An 11,920-nucleotide genomic window follows, 5' to 3' on the forward strand; every position below is an offset into this window, starting at 1 on the left:
TCGGATTTTAATATAGCGGTAGATATTCTTGTTGAACTAGATAACCATGCACAGGTTATTATCGAAGTTCAACTAGCTAAGCAGGTATTTTTCGTTAATCGTATTTGGGCATATCTGTGTAAACAGGTTAATGAAAATATCGAAAAATTAAAACAAAACGAAGAAGAAAAGTTGGCTATTTATAAAAAATTACCACCTGTTTATGTAGCAGCTATCGTCGATCAAAATTATTTTGATGGCGATGAGGCTATAAGTACTTTTTTAATCAAAGAAGAAACAAGAAACACCGAATTAAAAATGTATGTAGATAGTGATACTAAAGAAATGCCACTATTGAAAATAGTATTTTTAGAATTAAAAAAATATAAAGAAGGTTTGAACAACGATTATAAGAAAATTAGATGGCTAGAATTTTTCGGAAATAAACAGTACACAAGCAAACCGGATGATATTCTTATTCAAGCTGATAATTTATTAAATCTTAGAAATTGGAGTAAGGAGGAGAAACTTATGTATGATGAAATAACAAGACAACAAGACCATTACTGGGCTTCATTAACTTATGCTCAAGAAGAAGCAAGAGCAACTGGGCTTGCTGAAGGTCGTGCTGAAGGACGCGCAGAAGGACGCGCTGAAGAAAGATTGGACATATTAATTAATTTGCTGAAGGATGGTTATATTTCTCCGGAAGTTGTTGCTGAAAAATTAAATATTAGCGTTGATGAATTGGATAAATATCTATAATTGAAAAATGATATTTACTAGACAATACTATATAACACTTTTCATATTTATAGTTATTTTTTTGATGAGAAATGCAGAAATAAATAAGATAATTTTAAAATTAATTAAAGAAAATAAATAGAATTTATTTTTATATTTATAATAATAGAAATTAGATTGTGTAGTACACCGTATATAGTAATATGCGGTGTTTTATTGATAATATTAAAAAAGATATAAAAATATATCTCAGATATATACTTGGAAAATCATCATGAGCTTATTTTATAAAGAATTTTGATTTAGGAAATTAGCAGTAAGTATAAGGTCTTAATAATCATGTTTTCAGTACTAATATTATAAATTTAGTGATATAATATTAGTATCGGGGGGATAAATATGAGAATTAATAAAGAAGAAACTGTTGTGTTTTTTAAACAAAATATTAAATCTATTGTTTTAGCATTTTTTTGTAGTGTAGTTGTTATAGGAATAGGGCTCTATTACTTTAATTATAATAAAACAGAAGACTATAATAACATTAGTTTTTCAAATCATAAAAGTGATAGAATAGATAATGAAGAAAAAAATGATGATAAACAAGATGAAAAGATTTTTGTTGATGTTAAGGGGGCTGTGAAAAATCCTGGTGTTTTTGAAACTACAAAGGATAAGAGGATAAAGGATTTAATAGATGTAGCTGGTGGCCTTTTAGATGATGCTGATACATCTACTTTGAATTTAAGCCAAAAAGTAAAAGATCAAATGGTTATTTATGTCCTTAAACATGGGGAAAAACCTAAACAAATGTCCGAGATTGGTACAACTAGTTCATCTAGTGGTGAAGTAATAAATATTAATACGGCTAATAAGGAGCAACTCATGAAAATTTCAGGGGTTGGTAAAACTAAGGCAGAGGCAATTATCGAACATAGAGAAAAAATGGAGATTTTAAAAAGAAAGAAGATATAACAAAAGTACGAGGTATAGGTAAAGCTACTTTTGAAAAAATTAAAGATAAAATAGAGGTATAATTATGCAAAGAATTAGTTGGGATGAGTACTTTATGGCTCAAAGCCACCTACTGTCTCTTAGATCGACTTGTAGTAGGCTGTCTGTAGGAGCTACAATAGTTAAAGATAAACGAATAGTTTCTGGTGGATACAATGGATCTATTAAAGGTGATGAACATTGTATAGATGTTGGCTGCAAAGTTGTGGAAGGACATTGTGTTAGAACTATTCACGCTGAAATAAATGCTATTTTACAGTGTTCTAAATTTGGAGTAGGAACTGAAGGTGCGACAATTTATGTTACACATTTTCCTTGTTTAAATTGTACAAAATCTATAATTCAAGCAGGGATAAAAGAAATTTGCTATGCAAATGATTATAGAAATAATGAATATGCTCGAGAGTTATTAGAAAAATCAGGAGTAATCGTAAGAAAAATAGATTACGATGTAAACAATGTGATTGAAAGGTTATTAAATAATAAGTAATGTTTTACTTACAACTTTCTTTACTAGCATTAGGGGCGATATTATTAAATTTTAACGTAGTAATATCTATGCTATGTATTGTTATTTTTCTGCTGATAACTTGGAAAAATAAAAATCTTGATGCTAGGAAAACTATTATCTGTATAATGGTCTTCTTAGCGTTTTTTATTCGGGGAGCATATGAACAAAAAACTAATACTTCTTATTTAATAAATATCGAAAATAAAGATTTTGAGGTATTAGTTTCTGATAAGATTGATGTTAATGGTAATTATATGTCTGGAATTGGATATATTAATAACGAAAAAGTTTTGATTAATTATATAGTGAAAAATGAGGATGAAAAGAGGTTTTTTAGAGAAAAATTTTTGGGAGGAAAGCTAGTGGTAAATGCCACGATAGAAGATATCCCAAGTAAAACTAATTTTTACTCATTTGACTATAAGAAGTATAATGCGAATAGGGGTGTTTTCAAAAAAGTCACTATTAATGACTTATATGAAGTTAAAAATGTAGACTCATTTAGATTTAAATTACTAACATATAGAAATCTATTAAGTCTTAAGATAGCTAGAGAACTTACTTTTGATAAAAGTGGATATTTTCAAGCTTTAATATTTGGAGATAAGAGTTATTTACAAAGGGATGATGTATCTGCCTTTAAAAATTTGGGAACAAGCCATTTACTAGCGATTTCTGGATTACATATTGGAGTGCTAATCTCTCTAATATATTTTATTTTATTAAAATTAAATATCAGTGTTAATATTATTGAAAAAATTATTCTTCTTATTATTCCGATATACATATTACTTAGCGGAGCAAGTGCATCTGTTCTAAGGGCTGGTTTTATGATTATATTATATATATTATTTAGAAGAAAGAATATTGATAAGTTGGACAGTCTTCTTCTTACATTGTTAATATTATTAATAGTCAATCCTATGTTTATTTTTAATATCGGGTTTCAGCTTTCTTTCTTGATAACATTTAGCTTATTAATGTCAGGACGTTTTATAAAAGATTCTAAGAATAAATTTCAAGGGGCTTTTAGGATTAGTCTTATTTCTACTCTGGCAAGCTTTCCTATTTTACTGTATAATTTCGGTACAATAGTTTATATTTCAGTGTTTAGTAATATTGTACTAGTGCCTGTTTTTAGTATTTTGATTTTCCCTTTGGTTTTAGTTAGTTATATAATATTTTTAGTAAGTAGTCAATGTTTCAATATATTTTGTAAACCACTTTTAAATTTTATCTTTAATTTATTTGATAGAATACAGGATCCCTTTTTATTAGCATCTCCTATTCGTATAGGGCAACAAAGTTTATTAATTATTGTTGTAATCTTTGTCCTTGTTATATTGATAATGGTACAATTGAATAATTTTAAATATATTAGAGCTTCTGTAAGTGGATTTTTTATAATAATATTGTGCTTTGGAGTAACTTATTTTCCACGAAATTATGTTGAAAAACTTAAAATTGGAAAAGAGAATGTCTATTATATTAGAGCAAATCAAAGTAATATGTTAGTAAATACATCCAGTAATATAAAAAATTTTCACACTGATTACAGAAAAAAAGATAAAGAATATGATATAATAAATGAGTATGATTTGCTTTTGAATTATGAAGGGAAGAATAAGTTTGATTATCTTCTCATTACTTCAGCGAAGAAAGGAAAGAGTGAATATTCAAAAGATTTATTAGCAAATGGACTAATTAAAAAGGTTATAGTAGTTGATAGTATAAATAAGAAGTTAATAGAGTTGAAAAATATAGCTGAGTTTAAGAAGGTAGACTACATAATTCTAAAAGAAGGAACAGAGATTAAACTAGGAATGACTACAGTATATTATTTTGCAGGTAAAGTAAAAATAAAGAATCAAAGTTTAGAATTTGAGATTGAGGTAGATAATTGATGAAAAATATCTATGTGATATATGGAGAAAATTTTGAGGCTATTAATGATTATGAAAAAAATATAGCTAAGAATTATTTGAAAGAGGTTGATGAATTTAATTATATAAAAATTAATATGCAAGAAAATACTCTTGAAACTTTAGTATATGAATGTCGTAGTAGCGGTTTATTTGGTAATGAAAAGGTAGTTGTTGCAGAAAATTGTAATTTTTTACTTTCGAAACCTAAAAAAATAAAAGTAGAACATAATATTGATACTTTGAGTAATTATATAGACAATATTAATAAAGAAGTTGTACTAATCTTAAAGATAGTAGATAAGATTGATAGTAGGAAGAAAATAGTAAAGAAAATAAAGGAAGTAGGAGAAGTTAAAGAATTTTCTAATTTTAATGAAAAAGAAATCGCAAGCTATATAGTAAAAACTGTTGTTGATTCTAATATGAAGATTTCGAAAGATGATGCTGAATTTCTAGTGAATTATACTCGGTTAGATTTCGCAAATATAAAAAAAGAATTAGAAAAACTGCTGCTTTATTGTGAAGATAAGAGAATTATTACAAGAACAGATATAGAACTATTAGCTACACGTAGTTTAGAATATGATGTTTTCAGTATTACTAATGAACTATTTGGAAAAAATTATTCTAAGCTAAGAAAAGTTTATAACTCGTTAGTTCTTAAGAAAGAAGAACCGATATTTTTACTTTCATTAATTAGTGGACAATTAAGAGTTTATTATAAAGTAAAAGTTTTGTTAAATGAACATTATTCCCAAAAAGATATAGCAAAAGAATTAGGTGTTCATCCATATAGAGTGCAATTAGCAGTACAGGGAATTAGAAATTATAGTGTTGAAAAAATAATGAAAACTCTTATTCTAGCAGCAGATTATGATAAATTATTGAAATCATCTTATATAGATAAGTATATCATATTAGATTTGTTTATTAATAAGCTAATTGAGGAATTAAAATAATATATTTAGATAAATTATAGAAAGGGACTGATCCAAAAGTCCTAGATTTAAAAAAGTATATATGAAAACTGATAGATGCAGTGATTTATTGGTATCTAAATTCGTTTTATAAAAGCTTTTTAGATATCAATAAACTGTGTGGGGGTGACTCGATAAAATCGAGATTTTTGAGTCACTCCCTATTTTTATTCTAAGAATTGAATAGTATTCTTGTAAAATATTATAAAAAAAACAAAAAATTCAGACAAATTAGTTTATTGATAATAAATATAATGTTATAATGGTACTATAAAAATAGAATTATTTGATATTATGAGGTATGACTTGATGAAAAAAATAGAAACTAAATTAGCTCAATTGGGAAATAGAAATGATAAGGTGACTGGTGCAATAGTGACTCCAATTTATTTATCTACAGCTTATGCTCATCCAGGCTTAGGAGAGAGTACTGGATATGATTATACAAGAACAAAAAATCCAACACGAACTATTTTAGAAGATGGTTTATGTGAGTTAGAAGAAGGGTGTAGAGCTATTGCGACAAGCTCAGGAATGAGTGCTATTCAGTTAGTATTTGAATTATTTGAATTAAACAGCGAATTTCTAGTTTCTAGGGACTTATATGGAGGTAGCTTTAGATATTTTGATGAACTTGAGCGCAAGGGAGCTCAGAAATTTGTATATTTCACAAATGAAGAAGATCTTAAAGAAAAAATTACAGATAAAACTAAGGCGGTGTTTATAGAAACGCCAACAAATCCCTTGATGCAAGAAGTGAATATTGAAAAAATTGCAGAAATAGCAAAAGGAAAAGGGGCATTGTTAATAGTAGATAATACTTTATTAACACCATTGAGACAAAAACCTCTTACTTTAGGAGCTGATATCGTTATTCATTCAGCAACTAAATATCTAACGGGTCATAATGATATTCTTGCTGGGGCTGTAGTTACGAGTGATGAAGAGATTGGTGAGAGATTAGGGTGGATTTCTAATACAACTGGAGCAGTTTTATCATCATTTGATAGCTGGTTATTTATAAGAAGTTTAAAAACTTTACCTCTTCGCTTTAATCAACAAGAAAAAAATGCGATGAAACTAGCGGAAGAATTGGAAAAACATCCAAATGTTAAAGAGGTATTATATCCGAACAGAGGAGCTATGCTTAGTTTCAAATTATATGATGCTTCTAAGATAGATCAGTTTTTACGTTCTTTAAAAGTGGCGACTTTTGCTGAAAGTCTAGGAGGAATTGAAACATTAGTAACTTATCCTACCACTCAAACACACTTTGATATACCAGAAGACTTACGATTATCATATGGCTTAACGCCTGATTTATTGAGAGTTTCAGTAGGTGTTGAAAATGTTGAAGATTTACTGGAAGATTTTTTACAAGCGTTAGAAGTATAAGAGGGATTAATTAATGAGTAGAGTAAAAGAGTTCGTTGAAAAATATTATGTGGAAAGAAGAAATACAAATAGTCTTAAGTGGGATGCGTTGAAAGAACGATTCGGAGATAGTGAGTTATTAGCATTATGGGTTGCTGATATGGAATTTAAAACACCAGAATGTATAAGAGAAGCTTTGATTGAGAGAGTAGATCATGGGGTATTTGGTTATACTAAACTTCCTGAAAGTTATTATGATGAATATGAAAGTTGGCATAAGAAAAAGTATAATATTGATATTGAGAAAAAATGGATTAGATTTGCACCAGGTATTGTTCAAGCAATACTGTGGGTGATTCAAGCTTACACTAAAAAAGATGACGCGGTTATCATCATGCCACCGGTGTATTATCCTTTTGCTAATTCAATTAGAAATAGCGGTAGAAAATTAGTAGAATCTCCATTATTAGAAGATAATGGTGTATTCAAAATAGATTATGATACATTTGAAAAACAAATAAGAGAAAATGATGTTAGGTTATATATTCATTGTTCACCACATAACCCAGTTGGAAGAGTATGGACATTAGAGGAGCAAAAAAAAGTATTTGAAATCTGTGAAAGATATGATGTGCTTGTATTATCTGATGAGATTCATCAGGATTTTACGTACGGTGATAATAAACAGATATCAGCTTTAGACGTTGACGGTGGAAGATATAATAAACGACTGATTGTGGCAAATTCTGGCTCTAAAACGTTTAACCTAGCTTCACTAGTACATTCAACTTTATTAATTCCGGATGAGGATGTTAGGAAGGTGTTTGATAAATTTAGTAAAGAAAATCTTGGAGCTGAACCAAGTTTATTAGGTCAAATAGCTCTTGAAGCTGGTTATAGAGAAGGGCATGAATGGCTTGAGGGATTGAAGGAGACGATAGTATTTAATTATAATCTACTTTGTGAAGAATTGGCAAAAAACGCTCCTGAAATAAAGGTTTATCCATTAGAAGGCACTTATCTAGTATTTTTAAATGTAGAAAAAGTTTTAAATGGAAAAACAACGAAACAATTTATACAAGATGAATGTGGTTTAGCTATAGATTTTGGGGATTGGTTTGGAAAAGGTTATAAAAACTATGTTAGAATTAATCTTGCAACAAGTCCGGATAATATAAGAAAAGCTATAGAAAGAATTGTAAAAAATTGTAAAATTAGTTAGAGTTGAAAGTTTAAAAGTTCACAGTATAAAAAAGTTTATATGCGAATATACACACATAATGGTTTATTGATATATAAATTTTTAAGTAAGTGAGAGTGATATGACAAAATAGATTTTATTGAAATCATGATTTTATTATGTCACTCCTTTATTTTCATATACAAAAAAACTACTCGGATGCCCAAGTAGTTTTTTTATTATTTAGCTAGGTTTGATTTATATCTAGCAGCTGCGTTTTTGTGGATTAAGTTAGTTTTAGCAGCTTTATCGATTTTTTTGTAAGCAAGGTTTACTAACTCTGCAGCGTTAGCAGCACCTTCAGATTTAGCTACTTTAGCTTTTTTAATAGCTGTACGCATTTCAGATTTTTTAGCTGTGTTAGCAGCATTAGTTTTAGCATCTTTTCTTACGCTTAATACTGATGATTTAATGTTTGGCATTCGATTCACCTCCTGGTTCGTATTTTTATTACTAAGAAATATTAATTAATATTCTTAATTACAATGAATTAAGTGTTGTTAAATACAACTACCTCATTTTAACATATTAAAAATGTAAATGCAAGGTATTTTTATAAAATTTTTTAAGGGGTTTTATTTTTTTTTATATTTTTTTAGATTTTTGTTGACTTACTAGTATAAAATGTGTTAGTATATATGACGTTGATATTTAATTTTACATAGGTAAGGTTATTTGTCTTCTGACTTTATTATAATAAAAGATGTTTGAGAGATCCATCTATAAAAAAAACCTGAAGTACTGGTTTCTCAAATCAGTACTTCTTTCTTTTCTCTTGAACAAGATAAGGAGATATAATGAAAAATAATGCAGTCAAAGTATTAACTATTCAAGCGTTAATAGCAGCTATTTATGTGGTGTTAACAGTAGCTATCGCACCATTTTCATACGGTGCAATTCAATTTCGTATTAGTGAATCGCTATCTCAATTAGTGGTATTTAGTAAAAAATATTGGTTCCCTATAACTTTAGGTGTTGCAATAGCAAATATTTTTAGTCCACTTGGTATAGTAGATGTGTTCTTTGGAACATTAGGAACAGGTTTAGCGTTAGCTATCAGTGTTTTTGTATTCAAATTTGTAAAAAATAGAATCGCTAGACACATCCTTAATATTGTTATTTATTTAGTGGTTTGTATGCCAATTATTGTATATGAAATTGCTATTTTTAGCGGTGAAAACTCTGCAAGAGTACCATTCGAATTTGAAGCATTTACAGCAATTTATGGATCACTTTTATTATCACAAGTTGTCGTAATGATAATCGGTATTGTTATTACAGAAGCCTTAAATAAAGCTATTGATCTTAAAAAAGTATTTGAATAATATTCATAAAAAATCGTTAAGGAATTTTCTTAGCGATTTTTATTTTAGTATTGACCTTTACGCTACGTGATGGTATATAATAAATTTATCACTAGTGAAATATTATAAAGTATAGAGGAATTAATATGAGAATAAATGAAGTGGTAAAACTTACAGGAGTAAGTGCAAGAACATTACAATATTATGACGAGATAGGACTATTGATTCCAGAAAAATTAAATAACGGGTATAGGGATTATTTGGATGAGAATTTAGAAAAACTCCAAAAGATACTATTTTATAAATTTTTAAAGTTTAAGTTAAATGATATAAAAAAATTACTAGAAGCAGATGTCGATAATTTAAAAGTACTTGAACAACAACGTGAGTTAATTTTAAAAGAAAAAGAGAAGTTCGAAATAATTCTTCATAATATAGAAAAAACAATAAAAACATATAAAGGAGAACACAAAATGACTATGGAAGAAAAATTTAATGGATTTAAAAAAGAGGATTTGAATAAGTATGAGAATCAAGCGATAGAGAAATATGGTCAAGAAACTATAGAGGAATCTAAAAAAAGACAGAGTGGTAAAGAAGATATTGTTGCTGAGAAATTTAATAGTGTTTTTCGTTCGATGGCTGAATATATAAAAGATGGATATAGTATAGAAGAAAAAGAAGTTCAATCTAAAATAGAAGATTTATATAACTATATGAACGAATATGCATTTGATTGTAGTGTAGAAGTATTTTCATATATAGGGAAAGGATATTCACAAAATCCAGAATTTAAAAGTAATATAGATAAATTTGGTGAAGGCGTAGCTGAGTATACATCTAAAGCTATAGAAGTATATTGTAATAGTAGATTAAATAGGTAATTTATAGAAGGAATATCTAGTTTAGAATTCTTTTTAAAATATTTTTTAAAAAACTATTGACAAATGAAATTATATATATTAGAATAATTAAGTCAGTTGAAAATGTACCGTAGACAGTAGGGGGAGAAATCCTTAATTAGCCTACCGAGGACAAAATTCGAAAAGAAACTTATGTGCCTTTTTGTATGTTCTCGCATGCAAGAAGGTTTTTTTAATGGTACTGAAATTGATAAATCTACTTAGGAGGAAGTTCAATGTCAAAAGCTATTGAGAGAAAACAAGAGTTAGTAAATCAAATCGCAGAAGAAATTAAAGCAAGTTCTTCAGTTGTTATTGCTGACTACCGTGGATTAAACGTTGCGGAAGTAACAGAATTACGTAACAACATGCGTAACGAAGGTTTAACTTTTAAAGTTTATAAAAACTCATTAGTTCGTCGTGCGATGGAGCAAGCAGGAATTGAAGGATTAGACGAAGTTCTAACTGGACCAAATGCTTTTGCTTTCTCAACAGACGATGCTGTAGCTCCTGCTAGAGTTTTAAACGATTTCGCTAAAGAACACGAAAACTTAGAACTAAAAGCTGGTGTTATAGAAGGAAAAGTTGCAGATCAAGCTGAAATTAAAGCTATCGCTACATTACCAAGTCGCGAAGGATTACTTTCAATGTTACTATCTGTATTAACAGCGCCAATGCGCAATACTGCTTTAGCTGTTAAAGCTGTTGCAGACCAAAAAGCTGAACAAGAAGCTTAATAAATAAAAAAATATTAAAAACATATAATTTAAAAATCGGAGGAAATTTATAATGACTAAAGAACAAATTTTAGACGCTATCAAAGAAATGTCAGTTTTAGAATTAAACGACTTAGTAAAAGCAATTGAAGAAGAATTCGGAGTAACTGCTGCTGCACCTGTAGCTGTAGTTGGTGGAGCTGCTGCTGGAGCTGCTGAAGAAAAAACTGAATTTGACGTAGTTTTAGCTAACGCTGGAGACTCAAAAATTAAAGTAATCAAAGTTGTTCGTGAAATCACTGGAGATGGACTAAAAGAAGCTAAAGAAAAAGTTGATGGTGCGCCAGCAACACTTAAAGAAGGAGTTTCTAAAGAAGAAGCTGAAGAAATCAAAGCTAAATTAGAAGAAGTTGGAGCAACTGTAGAAGTTAAATAATTTCTATTCTAAGTAGATAAAAAGATAGATGTAAATAAACAATAATATTCTATTTGAGAATATTTGATACGATGATAATAACAAAAATAGTATATCTCAAGTGCCTAGCTATGGGATATACTATTTTCTTTCATTTTAAGAGGTGTCTTTATTATGGAACATTATTATACAAATAATCCGACGACGCAAAGTCGCGAAAGAATTATTAACTCAACAATAGCAAATGAGGATTTGAAATTTTATACAGATAATGGAGTATTTTCTAAAGAGAGTGTAGATTTTGGAACTAAAACAATGTTAGAAAGTTTCACTACAGATAAAGAAAATGCTAAAGTTGCGGATATTGGATGTGGCTATGGTGTTATATCTATTTACCTAGCAAAAAAATATCCGGCTTTTAGGTTCACTATGGTAGATGTGAACAACAGAGTTTTAGAGTTATCTAAAAAAAATATTGAACTTAATAAAATAGAAAATGAAGTAGAAGTACTAGAAAGTAGTTCCTTTGATAATGTTGAAGGAAACTTTGATATAGTTTTAACAAACCCTCCTATAAGAGCAGGGAAAAAAATTGTACATAAAATAATGACAGACAGTTATGAACACCTAAATGACAAAGGAGAACTTTGGGTGGTTATACAAAAAAAACAAGGTATGGCTAGTTGTAAAAAGTTATTAGAAGAAGTTTTTTCTACGGTAGAAGTTGTAACGAAAAATAAAGGTTATTATATTCTGAAAGCCGTAAAATAATTGACAACTTGCTATGACTATGATAAAATGATATATTGCAAGTAATTCTAT

General features: G+C 28.6%; 12 protein-coding genes, 1 pseudogene and 1 other annotated feature. Of the genes and pseudogenes, 12 read left to right on the forward strand and 1 reads right to left on the reverse strand.

Translation table 11 applies throughout. The features are described from left to right. From RWL85_RS02375 to RWL85_RS02405, 7 genes and pseudogenes are all read left to right on the forward strand, one after another. The coding region (locus RWL85_RS02375; RefSeq protein ID WP_314084494.1) for an Rpn family recombination-promoting nuclease/putative transposase at positions 1-744 on the forward strand (744 nt) is incomplete at its 5' end. 378 nt (positions 745-1,122) lie between these two features. After that, positions 1,123-1,757: pseudogene (locus RWL85_RS02380) on the forward strand (helix-hairpin-helix domain-containing protein). A 2-nt stretch (positions 1,758-1,759) separates the two neighbouring features. Then, entirely contained in the window at positions 1,760-2,224 is a 465-nt protein-coding gene (locus tag RWL85_RS02385; protein WP_314084497.1) for a ComE operon protein 2, read from the forward strand. Next, on the forward strand, positions 2,224-4,149 hold the full coding sequence (locus tag RWL85_RS02390; RefSeq protein WP_314084500.1) for a ComEC/Rec2 family competence protein: 1,926 nt from the start codon (positions 2,224-2,226) through the stop codon (positions 4,147-4,149). Before RWL85_RS02385 ends, RWL85_RS02390 begins: the two co-directional genes overlap by 1 nt. After that, a complete protein-coding gene (holA, locus tag RWL85_RS02395; protein WP_314084503.1) occupies positions 4,149-5,129 on the forward strand; it encodes a DNA polymerase III subunit delta in 981 nt (326 codons plus the stop codon). Before RWL85_RS02390 ends, holA begins: the two co-directional genes overlap by 1 nt. A 327-nt stretch (positions 5,130-5,456) precedes the next feature. Then, positions 5,457-6,542, forward strand: a complete 1,086-nt coding sequence (locus tag RWL85_RS02400) for a PLP-dependent transferase (RefSeq protein ID WP_314084506.1) — start codon at positions 5,457-5,459, stop codon at positions 6,540-6,542. 13 nt (positions 6,543-6,555) lie between these two features. Beyond that, complete coding sequence (locus tag RWL85_RS02405) at positions 6,556-7,743, forward strand: MalY/PatB family protein (RefSeq protein ID WP_314084509.1); 1,188 nt, start codon at positions 6,556-6,558, stop codon at positions 7,741-7,743. Between the two features lie 197 nt (positions 7,744-7,940). On the opposite strand, the gene rpsT is transcribed toward RWL85_RS02405, so the two are convergent. After that, a complete protein-coding gene (gene rpsT / locus RWL85_RS02410) occupies positions 7,941-8,183 on the reverse strand; it encodes a 30S ribosomal protein S20 (protein WP_003145397.1) in 243 nt (80 codons plus the stop codon). A gap of 375 nt (positions 8,184-8,558) precedes the next feature. Here rpsT and RWL85_RS02415 point away from each other — a divergent pair, with 375 nt between their 5' ends. The 5 genes from RWL85_RS02415 (at position 8,559) to RWL85_RS02435 (ending at position 11,869) form a co-directional block, all read left to right on the forward strand. Continuing rightward, on the forward strand, positions 8,559-9,086 hold the full coding sequence (locus tag RWL85_RS02415; RefSeq protein ID WP_314084514.1) for a QueT transporter family protein: 528 nt from the start codon (positions 8,559-8,561) through the stop codon (positions 9,084-9,086). A gap of 125 nt (positions 9,087-9,211) precedes the next feature. After that, positions 9,212-9,949, forward strand: a complete 738-nt coding sequence (locus RWL85_RS02420) for a MerR family transcriptional regulator (RefSeq protein ID WP_314084516.1) — start codon at positions 9,212-9,214, stop codon at positions 9,947-9,949. An 89-nt stretch (positions 9,950-10,038) separates the two neighbouring features. Then, positions 10,039-10,171, forward strand: a sequence feature (ribosomal protein L10 leader region). Between the two features lie 32 nt (positions 10,172-10,203). Then, positions 10,204-10,704 (forward strand): 50S ribosomal protein L10, encoded by a 501-nt coding sequence (gene rplJ / locus RWL85_RS02425; protein WP_003146331.1) that lies wholly within the window; start codon positions 10,204-10,206, stop codon positions 10,702-10,704. A 52-nt stretch (positions 10,705-10,756) separates the two neighbouring features. Next, positions 10,757-11,119 carry a 50S ribosomal protein L7/L12 gene (gene rplL, locus RWL85_RS02430; protein WP_003146330.1) on the forward strand — a complete coding sequence of 121 codons (363 nt, stop codon included), beginning with the start codon at positions 10,757-10,759 and terminating at the stop codon, positions 11,117-11,119. A 153-nt stretch (positions 11,120-11,272) separates the two neighbouring features. Then, positions 11,273-11,869, forward strand: coding sequence for a class I SAM-dependent methyltransferase (locus tag RWL85_RS02435; RefSeq protein WP_314084522.1), 597 nt, complete (start codon positions 11,273-11,275; stop codon positions 11,867-11,869). Positions 11,870-11,920 lie beyond the last annotated feature (51 nt).

The sequence above is a fragment of the uncultured Gemella sp. genome (assembly GCF_963515875.1).
Lineage (GTDB): Bacteria > Bacillota > Bacilli > Staphylococcales > Gemellaceae > Gemella.

Coding starts and splice junctions, on each gene's coding strand:
- RWL85_RS02385 (WP_314084497.1), top strand. CDS start 1,760: ATGCAAAGAATTAGTTGGGATGAGTACTTTATGGCTCAAAGCCACCTA.
- RWL85_RS02390 (WP_314084500.1), top strand. CDS start 2,224: ATGTTTTACTTACAACTTTCTTTACTAGCATTAGGGGCGATATTATTA.
- holA (WP_314084503.1), top strand. CDS start 4,149: ATGAAAAATATCTATGTGATATATGGAGAAAATTTTGAGGCTATTAAT.
- RWL85_RS02400 (WP_314084506.1), top strand. CDS start 5,457: ATGAAAAAAATAGAAACTAAATTAGCTCAATTGGGAAATAGAAATGAT.
- RWL85_RS02405 (WP_314084509.1), top strand. CDS start 6,556: ATGAGTAGAGTAAAAGAGTTCGTTGAAAAATATTATGTGGAAAGAAGA.
- rpsT (WP_003145397.1), bottom strand. CDS start 8,183: ATGCCAAACATTAAATCATCAGTATTAAGCGTAAGAAAAGATGCTAAA.
- RWL85_RS02415 (WP_314084514.1), top strand. CDS start 8,559: ATGAAAAATAATGCAGTCAAAGTATTAACTATTCAAGCGTTAATAGCA.
- RWL85_RS02420 (WP_314084516.1), top strand. CDS start 9,212: ATGAGAATAAATGAAGTGGTAAAACTTACAGGAGTAAGTGCAAGAACA.
- rplJ (WP_003146331.1), top strand. CDS start 10,204: ATGTCAAAAGCTATTGAGAGAAAACAAGAGTTAGTAAATCAAATCGCA.
- rplL (WP_003146330.1), top strand. CDS start 10,757: ATGACTAAAGAACAAATTTTAGACGCTATCAAAGAAATGTCAGTTTTA.
- RWL85_RS02435 (WP_314084522.1), top strand. CDS start 11,273: ATGGAACATTATTATACAAATAATCCGACGACGCAAAGTCGCGAAAGA.